The organism is Telluria sp. ZT3P25 (genome assembly GCF_059685895.1).
Genome location: NZ_JCASIJ010000002.1, coordinates 473,062 through 489,837, shown reverse-complemented (window position 1 = coordinate 489,837; position 16,776 = coordinate 473,062). Strand labels below are relative to the sequence as shown.

Genomic DNA, 16,776 nt, shown 5'->3' with positions numbered 1-16,776 from the left:
CGCTCAAATGGACCAGGCCGCCAGCCTAGCCGTTTAGATTGATGCTAGAGCCGGCGTCTGAACGTTGAAGTCCGAACAGTGAGGACAGCGTGGGGTGCGCGTACTTCTCGTACCTCGCTAGAGTGCGGGTCGACGGCCAGATGTATTTGTGGTCAGGGAAATCGGCAACCGGGATGAGGTAGACCTGCTCATACCCCTCATTGGATGAGGCGGCTCGTACCCAGATTACGAAGTCAACAGATGGACTATGCAATAGGGTGACCTTCCAACAGGCATGACTACGCTCGAAGCGACACCGGGTGCACAGCAGTCGCACTGTCACTCCATTCAAGCGATAAGTGCGAGGGCTGAGCTTCTCCACCTGGGCGTATGCCGCCGCGGCGCATCGCTCGAGCTCGATCGTCATGTCTCGCGTGATGCACCGCATGCGGTATCTAGTGATCGTGCTACGAGTGAGCGATGGCCAACTGACGCCGGCTAGGCCTATGGCAGAGGCGATGCCATTAAACCGGAAGGCGTATGACTTCACCGCCGGACCGCCGCTGGTGTTGATGAGATCAGGCGTCACCTTTCCGTGCTCGACGAATATCTGTCGGAGCACGTCGAGCATTTCATCATCCGACCATTGCCGGCGCCGGCGGTTTCGTTCAGCCCGTGCCTCCTCCAGCTTTTCGCGAGACACAATCGCGTCAAAGGCGTCGTCTACCCTTACCCATGAGGCGGGTGCGTTCGCCCGGCGCGAGCTTTTTAACCGTTGTGTGCTCCGGTTGAACACTAGCGTGCCGGCGTACTTGTCGTTCGTGAGGATCTGCTTGACGTGGTGCGGCGACCAGGCTCGGCCGAACCCGTTCGTGACGCCCTCACAGTTGAGACGGCGGGCGATGCCCGTGTCGGACATGCGCTCAGCTAGATACATGTCGTAGATGCGGTAGATCACGGCCGCCTCATCGTCAGGCCCTCGAGCGTAGGTCACACGGTCGGTCGGCATGGATTTGCGTTCGCCGGCGTCGAGCAAGCCTTTTGGCTGGCCAGCAGCTGAGATCACGATGCGGCGCAGACCATAGCCAGCCAGGCCGCCTTGTTTGAACCCGGCTTCGGTGAGGCGACACTGCGCCCCAAATACCTTCGCCGACAGCTCACGACTATACTCGGCGGCCATGGCCCGCTTGAGGCCCTTGAGCACCGCGGCCAGCGGCGATCCGTCATTGGTAAAAGGCTCGGCGCAGTAGGCGACTGCGATGCCGGCACGCCGACAGGCATATTCGTAATAGGCGCTTTCGTCGACATCTTGGAAGCGCCCCCATCGGCTCACGTCATACACCAGAACGACGTTGAAGTCGGCGCGGCTGGCCTGAATGTCGGTGAGTAGCTCGAGCAGACCCGCTCGCCCATCCAGGGTAAGCCCGCTCCGCCCCCTGTCGCGATACGTCTTCACGACCGTGAGTCCGTGCGCCATAGCGTATTCTTGCAACGCTGCCTCTTGATGCTCGGTTGAGTAGTTCTGGTGCTCGGTAGAGGCGCGGAGGTAGAGTGCAGCTTGGCTAGCGTACGTTTTCATCACGGGGACCCCAGATCGCCAAGAGCATCAAGACCGAACATCGAGTCTACCGTCAGGTATCGCATACGTGAGAACTGGTCGAGGTTCGATTCCTTCAAGTAGATTGGCCCAGGCGCCAAGTCGGACTCGCTAAATAGGTAATAGTCCACAACGCTGCCCATCGATGGCTCCATTCGACCAACGATGGTGAAATCCATATCTGTCTTGCCGCAAATTCTCCAACTTCGCTGGCCACGCCGAGGGTTGCGCGAGACAGCAATCTCGATCCGCACATGGAGCGTCTGATTTACTAGGATCGTTTGCGGATCATCTGTAGTGTTAGTGGCCCCGCCTGCTGCATGAGCAAGGGTTGCAATCTTCTGAATAAGATTCACACGTGCCGTAGCAAGCCGCATTTTTGTCGCTACGAATGCATATTTCGGCGAGGTGGGAAGGCCGGCCGCGTCGTAAGCATCCATGAGCGACCCGAACATGCGCACGAATAGCTGTGGATCGGGCATAAGCGAGTCGGCCGCAATGATCTTCGCGTTCACCTCTCCGTGCCGCCCGTGACAGGACTGGAGGAGGTCAACCAGCTCATGCCGCTCGTAGCGCCTCATGCGACGAGATCGTTCCGTTTGGACCTGATCGAAAACCTCGACACTAATGATCGGGGCAACGGCGTCCTTTTTCACGATCCATTGATCAGTATCGTTGCGAGTGCGACGGACAGAGAGCTTGCACGAGCGCCGGTTGTAGGCGAGCGCGCCGCAATACTTCACGTTGGTCAGCAACGAATTAACCATTGCCTGAGTCCAGGGGCGGCCAAACTCGCTGGGTGTCGCTTCACTGTTGAGCAGGCGCGCCAGGCCCGCTTCACTGGAACCATGTTCGAGGTAGAGTGCATAAACCCTCTTCACCGTCGCTATCTCGTGCTCGGGGCCCCATACCAGCACGACGCGATCTGTCGCGCAGATCTTCGCCTCACCATATTCGAGTATGGCGCGCGGCGTGCCGCATGCCTTCAGAGCTAGGCGTCGAAGGCCGTAACCGGCATGGCCACCTTGCTTAAAGCCCATCTCGATGAACCTGGCTTGTGCTGCGAATACCTTTTCTGAAAGATCACGGCTGTATTCGGCCGCCATAACGCGCTTCATGCTCTTTAGCAGCGAAGCATATGGCCCCGCGACATCGCCGAAATGCTCGCCACAGTAGACAACGGCAATACCGGCTCGCCGGCATGTGTGTTCATAGTAGGCCGCCTCGTCAATGTCCTGAAACCGCCCCCAGCGGCTGATGTCGTAGACGATGATATGGGTAAACCCTGGCCTCAAACACTGGACGTCACGCATCAGAGATAGCAGGCCAGCACGTCGTTTGATGTCTAGCCCGCTCTTGCCGTCGTCAACGTATTCTCGGTCGATCGGGATGCCTTGGGCTGCGGCGTACTCGCGTATTTTCGCTCGTTGATGGTCAGTGGAGTAATCTTGGCTTTCTGTCGACATCCGGACATACATCACTGCACGATCGGTATGTAACGCCATTCTTATGTCTCCTCAAGTTGAGGTAGCTCAAGATCCAGCCTGTCGATAGAGAGACTATAGGAGGATGTTCAACGGTGCCGCACGGATGACTAATGACGCCACTATTGCTCGCCGCTGCTTTAGAGCTTTCCCGCCTACAGGGCCCGCTGTTCGCTGCATACTTCTTGGAAGAGAACGGCATTGCGCTTGAAGTCGCGCTCGAGCTGCTGTCATATCCACCTCGCCGATGCTCTGACCAGGTGCCCCATCCTAAACTCGCCCCATCGCCGCGTTAGGTAATCGCACACGCTCCAATCGGATGTCTCGATGCTCGCAGCCGCCGGCTTATCGACTTCAATGCCCGCACTGTGTAATGCTCTAAGCCTAGGTGCCGCTTAGGCGAAGATACCGAACACCATTGAACCGGGCCTGAACTATATGACTGAAAAAGAACTCCTCGCCGCAATTCTGCAGAAGCTCACAGAGAGAATGATCCCGATTGAAGTCGATCTATGGGATACCGAGCATGTCGCGGCCTATCTGAAGCGGTCGTACACGACAGTACGCGATAAGATCATCGTGCGCCCGGACTTTCCGCGCCCGATCAAGCTCAACGCCAACCAGGAGCGCGCGCACCCGCTGTACAAGGCGCGCGAGGTCATTCAGTGGGCAGAGGGATTGCAGGCAGAGTAGCCAATCCAAAATTGGACCGGCTGACAGCGCAAAATTGTGCCGCGAGATTTAGCCAACGCAATTTTGCGGCGGCTAACGGGCTGAGATTTCAACCGATCCAACTCTGGATCGGCCAAACCCATGCAGCTTTGCGCCGGCGCACCAGATGCTACGCGCGCTGCCGGTAGCCTGTTGGAATGAGCCTGCTTGATGTTCAAGCCAGTGGCGCGGCGTAGAGCACGTACACGAGCACGCCTACCTGCGCCTGCATTTTTTCATAAGCCGCGTGTGGGGGGGGAGCCGCAAAGCTTGGAAGGCCAGGCCTTTGCGTGGCAGGATACGGTGGGCGTCTCGCACCGCTGTTTGAGTGGCTCGACCAGCTCCGTTATCCTGCTGCATCCTAAGCTGGCTGGCGCGGTATGGTAGCAGTGAAGGTGGTGCCGCTCTCGGCGTCAGACGTCACTTCCAGTGTGCCCTTATGCGCCAGCGCGATTTCGCGCGCGACGTATAGCCCGAGCCCGAGGCTGGTGGCCGGGCGTGCATCGTCGTCCTTTTGGGGCAGTTGCACCATCGGATCAAAGATCTTTGCTAGTTGCCCAGCAGGGATGGGTGGGGCCTGGTTGGTGACCGCGACCTTGAGCACGTCTGGCGTACCCGAGGCGCGAATACACACGGCTGTGCCCTTGACGCCATACTGGGCCGCATTGATCATCAGGTTGGTCAGGAGTTGGTGTATGCGCACCTGGTCAAATTTCCCAGACATTGAAGCATCCGCGCGCAGGTCGAAGCGGCGATCGGGATGGGTGGCCATGGCGTCTTCCATGGCGCACTTGCAGGCCTGGGCCATATCGGCGTCCATGCACGTGGCCGGCATGGTGCCACCGAGCTGGGTGCGGGTGTAGCCTAGCAGGTCTTGCACCATGGCGCTCATGAGCTTTACACTGCGCCCGACGCGTTCACCGAGTTCGCGTGCCTGATCGGGTAGATGCGGACTCAGGCGCATCAGTTCGCCGGCGTTGGCCATGGTCGACAGCGGCGCGCGCAGGTCATGGCCCAAGATCGCCATATACATGTCGCGCATATGGTCGGAACGCGCCGAAAACGTCACCACCGATTCAGCCAGCGCCTGGTCGATGGCTTCGTTGAAGCGGATCATCTGCTGCGCCGTATCGTCATCCATCTCGCGCACTTCGGGCAACCACAGGCGTAGTACGGTGGCGCGCAGGGCGCGATATTCCGAACTAAGCTGGAGCAACGAAAAGTTGCTGGCGTGACGAAGCGAGCCGTGAATCGAAGCCGCACTGTCTTCATTGCGACCGGGCTCCAGATCTTCCGACTTGGCGCGCTGCTCGGCTTCACTTTGGTGCTCTGCCATGTCGCTGGCGACGGCCTGGAGAATCTGGCGCGCGTGATCGCGTAGGGCCAGCGCACTCATGCCATTGGCGGCAGGTGTGAGGGTCTTTGCGAATGCTTCCCAATCCGTGAGGATGGCTTCCATGCGCGAGCGGATGAACTGGTCGAGCCTCATGTGTCGGCCTTATGTAGTCGATTATCCCAGAATTTTAGTGGTTGTCCTGAACCGGAGCAACTCTTCCTCGGCAGATGGCGTATTTCTCACCGGCCCAAGCGCCCAGCCCAATCTGTTTGGAGCGTCCCCGTTCTGACACGTGAATTTGGATCAAGGTGTCCGGATACGTCTGGCATAAAAACCGGAAGATCGACAACGGGTAATTTCGGCCGTTGCAAACGCATGAATGCCCTTAGCGTGCTATTTTTTCCGCTCCCCTGTTCTCCCATCCATTTCTCTAGGTAGCGGTCGGCGAACGTCATTTCAGACCTGTTCACAATCGACCGTTTTTGAACATCCATCAAGGCAGTTTCAAAAACTGTTCATAAATTATCCATTTGACTTTTGAACATGTTCATATGTAAGATCAACGTTAACGAACACAGATCAACGCATGACGGAGAGCAAAATGGCAGTTTTCGGATACGGCCGGGTCAGCACAAAAGAACAGACGACGGAGAACCAGCGCCGCGAGATTGAGGTGGCCGGCTACGCAGTCAATTTCTGGTACGCCGATGAAGGCGTGTCGGGCAAGGTCTCGGCAGCCCAGCGCCCGCAGTTCGCCAAAATGCTCAGCCAGATCCGCGACGGGGAGACGCTGGTGGTAACGAAGCTCGACCGCCTCGGTCGCGATGCCCAGGACATCGGCGCCACGATCAAAGCGCTGGCCGCGCGCCGCATCGAGGTCATCGTCCTGCAGCTGGGCAAGCTGGACCTGACCAGTGCCGCCGGCAAGCTCATGCTTAACATGCTGGCGGCCGTCGCCGAGATGGAACGCGATCTGCTGGTGGAACGCACCCAGTCCGGGCTGGCGCGCGCGAAGGCAGAGGGCAAGACCTTGGGCCGCCCGACCAGTACGACCGACGAGCAGCGCGCGGCAATGGCCAGGCAACATCAGGCCGGCGAATCGATCAGCGCCCTGGCGCGTACCTTCGGCATTTCCCGCGCTAGCGTCATGCGTGTCGTGAAGCCGGTCGGCATCAATGTTGCTGCAGACTAAATATCGGAGGTGATCTCAATTAAGGCCACATCCCATGCGCCCGGAGCTGTATGGTCGAACTTGATGGAAACGCGATTTGAGTTTTCATCGCGAGAGGTCACGACTTTCTGGGAGTTGACATCCACGATCTCAAAGGGACCCGGATAGTCGTTGTGAAGAGGCTCTGATCCATCTCCAATGCAAACCACTTTCAGATTCGGATCGAGTTTGCTAAGTTTTGCGATCAGGTCTTTGACTTTCATACTTTCCTCGTTCAGTTGGTCACAGATGGTAACGATAATAATACGAATTATCACCGTTGCATTTATGGGTCGGCGCGCCAGCGTCGATTTCGGCGCGTCGATGCCAACACTTACTTCTTGCCGCGACCAATGACACTGCCGACCACCGGGTATGTTCGCCAGGCCCAGCTGCTGGCCGGCATCCTACCGTTCTCGGCCGCGACTCTGTGGCGACGCGTGCGCGATCACAGTTTCCCGGCGCCGATCAAGCTTTCTGCCGGCATCACTGCTTGGCGGGTCGAGGACGTGCGGGCCTGGATGGATAATCAGCCAGCCCCGCCAAGCATTGGCCGCTGGCCCAGCGAAGCAGGCGGGCCGGTGATCGATGATGCGCTGATCGAGAAATTGGCGGTCGCCTTGGCTGCGCAGCTACCGCCACCCATCCCGATCGAGATCGACCTGTGGGATGTGGCCACGATCGCGCGCCTGTTGAAGCGAAACGAGAGCCAAGTGCGCAACCGTATTGTCTGCCTGCCAGACTTCCCGAAGGCGGTCCGCCTGCCGGTCGCTAGTGGCCCGTGGTTATACCGTGCTGCCGAGGTGCTGGCGTGGGTGAGCAAGTACCAGGACAAGGATTAGCTGGCGCCGGCTTCTTCACTAGCCTGTCCGCGCCTGGCGCGCCGGCCGCCCTCGCGCACGCGCGTACTGGTCGCGGAAGTCGAGGCGTTGTACTCCATTTGTGCCAGTCCCCCTATCCTGCCATGGTTAATTTTGGTCGCTGACTGTTCAGCGGCTGAACTGCCGCGACCTTAACATTTATTAACAGGCGCGGTCTCTTGGGTTTCAGGTTTTTTCAGGTTCCGGCTCAACCCTTGCTGAAACGTTGCTGTCGGCCATCAGGCGGGAGGCGGCCCTTTTTATGGACTCCGAGCATTACGACCAAGTCGTAAAACCCTTACGTCGCGCGGCCGGGCCTGCCATTTTTTACCTTTGTTTTACGTTGGCGAGGAGGAGGCAGACGGCGCTACCCTTGATGCAACCTTGACATTCGCCATCACGCGCCGGCCGGTCAATGTCAGGTTTTGTCAGGTTCTGGACCTTAACAAATCTTAACATCTGGCCTGCTCGCCCTATCCGCCATCACATGTGCACGCACCTGGTGCGGAAACCCGGCACCGATCAGCGATGTCAAGTTTTGACAAGTCCGGCGCCTTGAGCCCTTCGCCCTCGCGAGCGCGCGAAATGGTCTCGCAACCGATTGGCTGTAGCACATTTGGTGCCAAGTCCCCTATCCTGCCTTCGTTAATTCCAGCCCTCAACTGTTCAGCCGCTGAACTGCGCCCCCGGTTTACGCTACTCTTCTGTTTCCAAAAATCACATGAGAACCACATGGAAGATGTCCAAAAAATGTTGCTCGCAGCGGAAGTGCGCAAGCTCGCCCTTGAGATAAAAGGTGCAAATCGCCAGGCCTTCTACAAAGAACTCAGCGAAGAAATCCGCGATGACAGGGAACAGTGCGATGCGCTGATTGAAAAGTGGCTATCGGATAATCCTGTCGAAAATTTTCTTGAAAAAGCTTATGACCGGATTGCTACAGTAGCCGACCGACTTGATGACCTTGAGCGGTCACGCATGCAGAAGAAGCTTGAAGGCAACCGCTACGCTCAGGCCTCCCAGCGCTCCCCGATTGCCGATGCACCTACGGATGCTCCATTGCGCTGATCGCCTTCACGCGCGCACGTGCGCGCGATGTCGGCGGCAAATCCCTTCCCTGCACGTTATCTCCCTCGCACACGCGCAGGCGCGGGTACTGGTCGCATAATGCAGCGATGACAACAGGAAAAACTAAGCTGAGAAAGCCAGCGAAGCAGAAGGAGTCGCTTGTCGAATGGGTCCTGAAATATCGAGCGGAAATGCAGGCTCAAAAATCAGCCCCGACACCGGCGCCACCGTACGGCTCCATGCATCTCCTGCCGGAAGACATGATCGGGCTACCTCGATTCATACCACTCACGTTTTGGGTTGCGCTGCTCCTCGGCGAACATGCACCACACCCCAACACTGTTTTGCGCTGGGTCCATGACGGGCGCATCTACCCGCAACCGATAAAGGTCGGCAAGTCATGGAACGTCCGCAAGGATGCCGCCTACGTCCCTGATTAATCTCACCTAAAGAACCTTCGTGTCGAACATGTTTCTCACCCAAGACGAGCTCGTCACTCTCACCGGCCGCAAGATCAAATCCAAGCAAATCGAGGTGCTGCGCGGGATGGGCCTGCCGTTCTGGGTCAACGCGGTTGGCAAGCCCGTGGTGAGCGTGGCAGCTATCGAAGGGCCGCGTAGTGATGCTCCAATCGTACTTAAAAAGACATGGGAGCCACCGCCTCGGTGATGACCCTTTTAATATTCCACTGCGATCAGTAGCGCATTTGCATCATTCCTGTACCTAGGGCTAGGCGTCTATTCCAGTGAGGGTGCAAATTCAATCCCGCGCGGCACTGGCACTCCTCTGTATCATGTGCCTCTAAGAAAAGATTTGGGCGCCGGAGCAATGCACAAGGGCAAGGAATCACAGTGGGAAAAGTGGGAAGATCGCACGATCGACGGGACAATGTACTCGCTCGAACATTTGCGGTCGTTCGACATGGAGGTGGTGAAAGAAGCCCGAGGTGAGTGGCCCGAGCTGCGCCTGACCGTGCGCGTGGTATTCGACTGCCATGTAGTGACAGAAGCAGCCGAGGAATATGCCGCTACTGACCCTCGGTACTGGCGCGACCTGGGCGGAGCCAATCGCCGTTTTCAACTGGAGCGTTATCAGTATTCCCTGCGTCTTCCGGACATTCTCAGCGGCCTCCCTATGGGTAAGGTCAAATGCTACGTTGCCAAGAAGAACAATTACATGGTGTGGGAGGTGGGCGACGCCGGCGATGAAGAACATTATCAGGTGTATTTTGACCTCTACAAGCCAGCAATTCAGCCGCCCGGAGAAACTCCTGTGCTGATCCTGTACGTCCAAAGCGCATATCTGAAAAATGAGCCGTTCGCCAAGCAGCGCGAGCGGTTTGTGGCATTTGGACAGATTTGCGGCCAGCTCGCCGGCGCCATCAAGCCCAAGCCAAAGGGGCCGAAGTCGAAGATCAAGAGGAAGTAAGCAACCTGTCGTGACAGCGCCAGAAAGACAAAAACCTCCACAAGGGAGGCTTTTGCTTGATGCGGTCCGATCCCTCTTACCCAGACCTAGCTGGACCACAATTGCTTGTGGCGGGTGGTTCCTCTCATCGGCTGGGGAACCTTCGCAATGCTTTGATGGGTCCAGAATATCAAACTTCACTGTTTTTGTCACGACTAGTGCATTTTTTTGTCACTTAGGGGGCCGCAGAACTCCCACTAATTTGTGACAAAATGCTATGTAGCGTAGTCGTGACGGTCAGCTCAATTGGCATGATTTCTAACCAGCTGCTGCGGAAATCCTTCACGCACGGTCTCCGTCATGCGCACGGAACATGCATCCGCCAGACCGCCCACTAAGACTTCAACGGGCACAAAATTGTGCCGGTTCGCGTTCCCCCTCACGTACGCGCGCGGAACGTTCAGGATCGGCCCCTTTTTTTTGGACTGAAAGAATTGCGCACTCGCGCGCGCGCCGCGTACTGCTCCGAGATGGCCGGCCGCCGGCGTGGAAGCCCTGTCCGGCGCAGCCTTTTTATGGGCTCTAAAAAGTACCCACCTCGCGTGCGTGCGCGTACTGGTCCCGAAACTCGCTGCACACTCTGACGCTCGGCCTTTTTTTGGACACTAAGTATTCCCCCTCGTGCGTGCGCGCAGGCGATGCGTGCGGAAACCCCTACGATCAGACGCTAGGCGGGAGCCGGGGGAACTCCTTCACGCAGGGTTCGCTCTCGAGCTGCGCGCGGATCGCTTCCAGCACGTCGCCCTGTGGGCCGGGCAGGGTTCCCAGGATGCGCTGCAGCTGGTCGACGTACAGTGCAAGCGCGCGGAAGCGCTTCACCTCCCACAACAGCGCACGCACGTCGGCGCTCCCGGGGTTTCGCTCTTGAATGGCGACCAGGTCAGCGCGGGTGAGCGGCGGCTTGAATCGCATGCGCGAATTACTGTTCATCCATACAGTATATCAGTGCATACTTTGACATTGATCAAACCGAGCCTTGAGCTAAATCACTATAATCTGCCCATGGAAAAACGAACTGATCGCCTTACCGCGGTGCACGTCGACCTGGCGGTAAATATATCTGCAGCGTTCGGCCTCGGCGCCGGAGTGCAGACCCTTCATGAGCAGGACGTGCCGCTGGCCGTCGTGCAGCGCGCCCTCATCGACCGCGGGCCTCGTCGCGGTGCTACTTCGGCCACACCTGGACTGTCTTCGCATGACGAGCACCGCACTCCGCGTACTGGCAGAGCAGCTACAGGGTGAAAATTGACGTAGATCATGCGGACATCATGATTTTGCCCGCCCAATCGGATCACGCTGTGCGCGGTGCCATAATCAACCTATGGAACAACGAACCGACCACCTCACTGCCGCATACGATGACTTAGCTGTTGATGTCACAACCTCGTTTGGACTGGATGCTGGCATGCGCGTAATGCGATTGGAAAACGTGCCGCAGCCGGTAGTTCAACGTGTGCTGATCGAAGGCGGCCCGTTGCGTATCGCTATTTGGGCCAAGCCTGAATCGTCTTAGCATGGCGTGCCGCAAACATAGCGTACTGGCCCAGTAGCTCGATCGCCCAGCCCTCCTACACGTCGTATTCGGCAGCGGCCAGGATCTTGCCTTGAGCACGACACTGTCAGCTGGAGCATTTACCCGCGAGCGCGCTGATGCTACATACGAGCGACTCAAAATAAAGCCCGCTCAAGGCGGGCTGACTCTGTCCTCAGAAAAGGCTTATACCTTTTCGAGCACTTTTACGTCAAAGACTGAATCTTGCAATTTCTTCTTGTCGTCAAACCAGACGCATTTCGCACCTGGGTTGTACAGCGTGTAGTCGCCGACATTTTCCACCGTCATTACAGGGCCGCCGCTTTTGAGGCGGACCTTTTCACCTATTTCGAACATGTTTTCTCCTTGATTGTTGTTGGAGAAAACATTATATATTTATTAATTATTGCTCCGTAGACAATACTTTTACAGCGTTGTATTTCCACAAATGATGCGCAAGGCTGTCTGCTTGTCACCGATGCCCCGTACCCCCCCCTACACGCACCTGCGCCTGGTGGGTGCTACCTGTCGCCTTCGGTGCGCACTCACGCGCGCACGCCCGCCTGCGTACTGGTGCGGATATTGCCCCCTCGTGCGCATGCACACGCGCGGGCGATGTCGGCGGTTATTGCCACCCTCACACGCGCACACGCGGGCGATCCGTCTCGAAACTCCCTCATGCGTGCACAGGCGCGCGGGCGATGCGTAGGGAAACTCCTTCCGCCCTCACGCATGCGCACGCGGGCGATGTCGGCCATAAATGGCGTCACCGGCCCTCTCCTCGCTACGGCTTCCCTTCCGTCGAGCCGTAGCCGAATGCAGGGCGCTTGGCCGCCTCTCCCAGCAGCAGGCGCTCAAGGGTGCGGCCTGCGCACTCCCCCTGGCGCCGCTCTTGGGCCAGCTTGTCGCGCAGCGCGTTGCTGACCCAGGCCGACATGCGACGGAACCCGGCATCCTTCATGCGGACCTTGTGCAGCTCCAGCAGCTCGGCGCTATACCGGCGCGATGGTTTTTTAAGTTGCTCTGTTGTCATGTGATAGTGTGTTCGGGTAAGGGCCCGGGGAGGCCCGCCCGGGTGGATCGCCTCGAGAGCCAGCGGTCGACTATTGCCAACTCTGGAGGCCGGTTTGACTGATTACATGCTGTACAAGGCGATTGCCCTGCTCGTACTCGCATTCTTCTGGAATTTCTTCTACGTCCTGATTACCGGGAAGAACCCACCTGGGGCGCCGCCCGATAACCCGCCGAACCCAGCAGATCGCGAACAGACTGAGCCCTGATCTCCTGCAGCGTCAGCGGGCGCGGCGGCGCGACTGGCGGTAGCAGGCTCGGGTCCAGCATCATGTCGACCATCGTGTTGCGGATCTTCTCGTTCGGCCCGCTGTATGCGAGCTTGCCGATCTGGCCCAGCACGTCGCCCACGCGGCCATTGACCAGCCCTCCCAGCTTGCCCGGCATCATCTGCGCCAGGATGTTGTCTGTGGCGATGTTCTGGAAGGTGGGCGATCCGGCCGACTTGCCGGCACCGAGCTTGTCCTGGCGCAGCAAGTCGTCACGGATCGCCGTGAGCGTACGCAGCTGATCCTCGTCGATCGACTTCGCCTTGTGCACACCAGGTGCGTTGCGGACGCGCTCGACGCCGTCGATGGCGTTCTGCACCTTGGCCAGCGTCATGTTCCCGCGCGCGTCCGTCAGGCGCAGATCCTGCAGCGCCTCCATGGCGTTGATCGGCTGGCTCATCTCGGCGAACGTCTGCCGCGCGGCGCCGTAGGTTGGGGACACCTTCGCCAGCTCCTCGGACAGCTTGTCACGCATGCCCATGATGGAGCGCGTCTCGTTGCGCCCCATGGCACTTGCGGCGGCTGGGTTGAGCGCGTCATCGAGTGCGAGCTTGATGTAGTGCAGGCCCTGGAGCGATTGAAGTGGGTCGGCCAGGTCGACGCCGTTGTTCGCGGCCAGGCGCTGTGCCGCGCCGGCAGCCTGCTTGAACATCGGGCGCTGGATCAGTTCGCGCAGCCCTGGCGTGGCCAAATCTTCCGGCGCGCCCGACAGGCCGACGCCGGAAAACGGCGAGCGCATCTGCTGCGACTCACGGGCCAGGCCCTGCCGCATGCCATCCGCTGTGAATGCGCGGCCGTACAGGGCATCGGCGGTATTGTCGCGCGCAGCCTGCGCCGCTTCGATTGAGCTACGATCGCCGGCTACGCGGTCGAATGCCGTGTTCCGGGCGTTCGCGTTCAGTGCCTCCCGCTCGACAAAGGCGTTCGGCCGCAGGTCACGCGCCGTGCGCTGCAGGCCGGCGATACCAGCGTTGCCGGTTGCCTCGGCCAGCGTAGGCATCGAGCCTGGGACCAACTGCGACATGTTGACGTCGATCGGCGCGCCCTCGCCGAACCGGCGGATCAGGTCGGTTGCGATCGAAGCCTGGCCATTGCGAGTGAAGGGCTTCACGACAGCTTGCGTCGTTCGTGCCGCTGTACGCCCGGCTTTGCCAATGGCAGCCAGTCCAGGCGGGAGCGCCGCGCCGATCAAGCCGCCCGTCAGCGCATCATCAGGATTGACCAGGCCTGCCGACGCTGCACCGGTGGCGCCGCCGCCTGCCGCGCGCAGGGCCAGGGTCAGCGCCGCACTTTGTGGTGCGTTCTGGCCCACGCGGAAACCGCCCGATGCGAGCGCGCTGGACAGCGCCTCGACAGTCCGGGCCGACATTCCGGCCCGAGCCAGCATCGGCGCCGCAGCGCGCGTGCCTGCGCCGAGCGTGCCGCCGACTGGGAGTGTCGCCAGGATGTTGCCACCGATGCGCCCCATATTGAACGCGGTCGAGTCCTTGTTCTCCTCGGTCAGCGCGTCAAAGTCGGCGTTGCGCGTGCGCGTCATCTGCGAAATGTCCGGTACGCGCATGCGGTGTTCGGCCGGTAGCGCGCCACGGACTGCATCAGTGACCTTGCCGGGCAGGTAGGAGGCTGCGTTGAGAGCGAAGTTACCCAGGTCAGCGATGCCCAGCCCGCCGCCTTCGATCGCGCTGCGGGCCGTCCCCTTCTGCTGGCGCGGCGCCATCGTTCGCTTGACCGGCTCGTCGTAGCGGTCGAACGGGTTTGCGCCGGCGCTGGTACCAGGCGCGTCGTATTGGTCGAATGGATTTGCCATCTTATTTCCTCAGTACCGCAGCGGCCGCGCCGGCGCCGTACTTGGCGTCGAATGCGTCTCGCAGTTTTGGGTCCATTTTCAAGTGCCCGATCGCACGGGATGGAATCGCTGAAACATCGACCCTAGCTTTCGGGGTCTCGGGCGTCCGGTATCCCTGCTCACGGGAGTACGTTTCGTTCATGTCATTCTGAATCGCGGCGTATTCGTTTTTGAACAAGCCAAGCTTCTTTTTTGCCGTTTTCACGTCATCGGTTGCAGCCGGAATGAATGGCTTCAAGCGAGGTGTCTCGGACGCCGTGACGGCTGCGCCGGATCGATCATGAACCTTGAGCGAGCCAATGTCGGCGACGAGAGCGCGCACATTCACGCCATCAGGGTCCGTACGCTGGCGGATGCCGTCGCCCAGGTAGTTGCTCAGGCCCAGTGCCTCGGGATAGGACTCGATCGCAGCAAGTGCGTCGTCGATCTTTCGCAGCGCCGCGCCATTCTCGAACATCGCTTTCCGCGCGGTGCCGGGGACGTCGCGCAGCTTTGGCCCAACGGCCTGGCCATTCGGGCCGATGACGGGCGCGCCTACGCCAGTGCGAGTGTTGACCACCAGCGGCCCCGCGTCGGACTGAACGACGGTGCCGCGCCCCTGATCCACACGTTCACGCTCGAGGCCAATCCGTTCGCGAGAAAGCCGCAGGTTTTCACGTGCCACAGCATTGTCCGCGGCGCCGTCAGGCGTCATGCCATTCTGGAGCCGCGCCTTGATCGAGCCGTCGTAAGCGTCGAGTCCGAAAGTAGACGGGCCCGTGTCTTCCCAGTGCAGCTTTGCGGCCACCTCCGCGTCTGATGCCTCACCGGGCAGACCATCATCGAAGAATGGCATGTTGACCACCTTGCCGCCCTGCCGGACTTCCTTCCAGATCGCATTCGGCCGGAACTTCTGGATCTGGTCGAGTGTCTTCTCGAGCCCGGCAGAGTCGCCCTCCTCAAATTGGATTTGCGCCTTGGTCATCATGTTGCTGACCATTTCCTGGGTGCGGTTGACCTTCTTCCCCTGTTGCATGCCCAGTGCCATCTGCGGCGGCATACCCATAGCGAACCAGTCTGGCTGCCCCGGTGCCGGCCCGGGCTGCCCACCCACCGGGCCGGCACCGGGGCCGGGGCCTGGGCGAGCCATACCACTAGGTGTCATGCCTGCCTGCTGCTGGATGCCTTGCATCCATTCCTGACTACCCACGTCGGGCATACCTTGCTGGCCCTGCGCACCCCCGCCGCCGAAAGCGATCGCTGCAGCCTGCCCAGGGGTCATGCCGTGGCGCGTCAGTGTCGCCATCTGGCTCATTTGTGGAGAACCGTTCGGCACGCCCTGGCCGGGATCGCCGCCGCCGGCATCAGCGCCACCGCCGAACATGCCCGCCAATCGTTTTGCGATGCGTGCCTCACGCTCACGCCCGCCTTGCTGCGCGCCGTAATCGGACTCGGCGTCCTTGGCCTTCCATCCTAGAATCTGCTCCGTCAGCGCCTGCTGACGCTGCAACGCGGCGCGCTGCTGCTGCTCGTCCATGGTGTCATTGAAGGTGCCGTATGCGGCCCCGGCAATCTGCCCGAAGCTGCGCGGCGTGCGTGATGGTCCGGACAGTTCGAGCATCTTTGCCGATGCCGCCATCAGGCTCCTGTTTTGCTCCGGTGTCATGTTGATAAATCCGTCGAGAAGTCCCATGACATCCCCTTACTGATCGAGAAGGTGATACGTCACGTCATCGGCCGAATGGAACATTTCGAGCATTCGGTTCACGGCAGTATTGGCGGCGTCCTGGCCCTCTTGCTCCAGCAGGCAATGTGCGCACTGGACAATCTGCAGGCCGGCAAAATGCAGGTGGATAAGCGCCTCGGCGCGGGCCAGCTCCGTCGCGGAGGCCTGGCGCACCGTGACGTCTTTCCCCTCCATGAGGGCGACGGTGACGTCGAGCATGCTGGCCCACGTTTCGCCCTCGGCGTCGAATACGTGGCCGATGATGTCGGGGGCAAGGTTTGGCAATTCCTCGCCGAAGAAGACGAACTCCATCATGGGGTAACTCCTGTTCATTGGAAAGTGTCAGTAAAACGCTCTTTCGTCCCATTCGGAAGGGACAGTTGCAGCGCCTGCTCAATGTCGCGATATGCCTGCGTACGGCCCACTTTGTAGCGGACCTCCAAGCGCGCACGGATCATCGAACGAGGCGTGCCCAGCCCGAGAAGGTGCCGCGCGAAATGCACCCGGCGCTCCCCCTCGGTCATCAGGTCGGTCATCTTCTGCAGCAGCAGTTGCCGGAATGCCTCTACCGCGTCCGGCGGCTGCGTGCTGCGGTCCAACTCTGCGAGAAGAACCAGGATTGCGTCGGAAGCGGTAGCCATGGCG

Annotated in this window: 18 protein-coding genes and 1 pseudogene; 8 read left to right on the top strand and 11 right to left on the bottom strand. The window is 59.7% G+C overall.

Annotated elements, in window-relative coordinates; all coding sequences use genetic code 11:
• Nucleotides 1–25: 25 nt before the first annotated feature.
• Complete coding sequence (locus tag AC56LY_RS20725; RefSeq protein WP_499582796.1) at nt 26–1,558, bottom strand: recombinase family protein; 1,533 nt, start codon at nt 1,556–1,558, stop codon at nt 26–28.
• A complete protein-coding gene (locus tag AC56LY_RS20720; protein ID WP_499582794.1) occupies nt 1,558–3,081 on the bottom strand; it encodes a recombinase family protein in 1,524 nt (507 codons plus the stop codon). Before AC56LY_RS20720 ends, AC56LY_RS20725 begins: the two co-directional genes overlap by 1 nt.
• 417 nt (nt 3,082–3,498) lie before the next feature.
• Between AC56LY_RS20720 and AC56LY_RS20715 the strand changes: the two genes are divergently transcribed.
• Both AC56LY_RS20715 and AC56LY_RS20710 read left to right on the top strand, forming a co-directional pair.
• Entirely contained in the window at nt 3,499–3,753 is a 255-nt protein-coding gene (locus tag AC56LY_RS20715; RefSeq protein ID WP_499582792.1) for a helix-turn-helix transcriptional regulator, read from the top strand.
• A 202-nt stretch (nt 3,754–3,955) separates the two neighbouring features.
• A pseudogene (locus tag AC56LY_RS20710) lies at nt 3,956–4,136 on the top strand (8-oxo-dGTP diphosphatase MutT); the annotation flags it as partial.
• Here AC56LY_RS20710 and AC56LY_RS20705 read toward each other — a convergent pair.
• Nucleotides 4,133–5,260 carry an ATP-binding protein gene (locus AC56LY_RS20705; protein WP_499582790.1) on the bottom strand — a complete coding sequence of 376 codons (1,128 nt, stop codon included), beginning with the start codon at nt 5,258–5,260 and terminating at the stop codon, nt 4,133–4,135. The pseudogene AC56LY_RS20710 and the gene AC56LY_RS20705 sit on opposite strands and share 4 nt — an antisense overlap.
• A gap of 448 nt (nt 5,261–5,708) precedes the next feature.
• On the opposite strand from AC56LY_RS20705, the gene AC56LY_RS20700 reads away from it, so the two are divergent.
• Nucleotides 5,709–6,299: a recombinase family protein gene (locus tag AC56LY_RS20700; protein ID WP_499582788.1), complete on the top strand. Its 591-nt coding sequence runs from the start codon at nt 5,709–5,711 to the stop codon at nt 6,297–6,299.
• Here AC56LY_RS20700 and AC56LY_RS20695 read toward each other — a convergent pair.
• Nucleotides 6,296–6,541, bottom strand: coding sequence for a hypothetical protein (locus tag AC56LY_RS20695; protein WP_499582786.1), 246 nt, complete (start codon nt 6,539–6,541; stop codon nt 6,296–6,298). The genes AC56LY_RS20700 and AC56LY_RS20695 overlap by 4 nt on opposite strands.
• A 129-nt stretch (nt 6,542–6,670) precedes the next feature.
• Between AC56LY_RS20695 and AC56LY_RS20690 the strand changes: the two genes are divergently transcribed.
• The 5 genes from AC56LY_RS20690 to AC56LY_RS20670 all read left to right on the top strand — a co-directional run bounded on the left by AC56LY_RS20690 (nt 6,671) and on the right by AC56LY_RS20670 (nt 9,670).
• Nucleotides 6,671–7,159 carry a helix-turn-helix transcriptional regulator gene (locus tag AC56LY_RS20690; protein WP_499582784.1) on the top strand — a complete coding sequence of 163 codons (489 nt, stop codon included), beginning with the start codon at nt 6,671–6,673 and terminating at the stop codon, nt 7,157–7,159.
• 750 nt (nt 7,160–7,909) lie between these two features.
• Complete coding sequence (locus AC56LY_RS20685) at nt 7,910–8,242, top strand: hypothetical protein (protein WP_499582782.1); 333 nt, start codon at nt 7,910–7,912, stop codon at nt 8,240–8,242.
• Nucleotides 8,243–8,349: 107 nt separating this feature from the next.
• Nucleotides 8,350–8,682: an excisionase gene (locus AC56LY_RS20680; protein WP_499582780.1), complete on the top strand. Its 333-nt coding sequence runs from the start codon at nt 8,350–8,352 to the stop codon at nt 8,680–8,682.
• Between the two features lie 28 nt (nt 8,683–8,710).
• Nucleotides 8,711–8,911: a DUF4224 domain-containing protein gene (locus AC56LY_RS20675; protein WP_499582778.1), complete on the top strand. Its 201-nt coding sequence runs from the start codon at nt 8,711–8,713 to the stop codon at nt 8,909–8,911.
• A 159-nt stretch (nt 8,912–9,070) separates the two neighbouring features.
• Entirely contained in the window at nt 9,071–9,670 is a 600-nt protein-coding gene (locus tag AC56LY_RS20670) for a YjaZ family protein (protein ID WP_499582776.1), read from the top strand.
• Between the two features lie 699 nt (nt 9,671–10,369).
• Here the strand turns inward: AC56LY_RS20670 and AC56LY_RS20665 are convergent.
• From AC56LY_RS20665 to AC56LY_RS20635, 7 genes are all read right to left on the bottom strand, one after another.
• Nucleotides 10,370–10,621: a hypothetical protein gene (locus tag AC56LY_RS20665; protein ID WP_499582774.1), complete on the bottom strand. Its 252-nt coding sequence runs from the start codon at nt 10,619–10,621 to the stop codon at nt 10,370–10,372.
• A gap of 805 nt (nt 10,622–11,426) precedes the next feature.
• Nucleotides 11,427–11,597, bottom strand: coding sequence for a YodC family protein (locus AC56LY_RS20660; RefSeq protein WP_499582772.1), 171 nt, complete (start codon nt 11,595–11,597; stop codon nt 11,427–11,429).
• A 427-nt stretch (nt 11,598–12,024) separates the two neighbouring features.
• On the bottom strand, nt 12,025–12,273 hold the full coding sequence (locus AC56LY_RS20655; RefSeq protein WP_499582770.1) for a hypothetical protein: 249 nt from the start codon (nt 12,271–12,273) through the stop codon (nt 12,025–12,027).
• Nucleotides 12,274–12,443: 170 nt separating this feature from the next.
• Complete coding sequence (locus tag AC56LY_RS20650) at nt 12,444–14,387, bottom strand: hypothetical protein (RefSeq protein ID WP_499582768.1); 1,944 nt, start codon at nt 14,385–14,387, stop codon at nt 12,444–12,446.
• 1 nt (nt 14,388) lies between these two features.
• Nucleotides 14,389–16,098 carry a hypothetical protein gene (locus AC56LY_RS20645; RefSeq protein ID WP_499582766.1) on the bottom strand — a complete coding sequence of 570 codons (1,710 nt, stop codon included), beginning with the start codon at nt 16,096–16,098 and terminating at the stop codon, nt 14,389–14,391.
• Nucleotides 16,099–16,107: 9 nt separating this feature from the next.
• The gene (locus tag AC56LY_RS20640; protein ID WP_499582764.1) at nt 16,108–16,446 is read right to left on the bottom strand and encodes a hypothetical protein; all 339 of its coding nucleotides are present in this window, start codon (nt 16,444–16,446) and stop codon (nt 16,108–16,110) included.
• Nucleotides 16,447–16,460: 14 nt separating this feature from the next.
• The gene (locus AC56LY_RS20635) at nt 16,461–16,772 is read right to left on the bottom strand and encodes a hypothetical protein (protein ID WP_499582762.1); all 312 of its coding nucleotides are present in this window, start codon (nt 16,770–16,772) and stop codon (nt 16,461–16,463) included.
• Between the last annotated feature and the right edge of the window lie 4 nt (nt 16,773–16,776).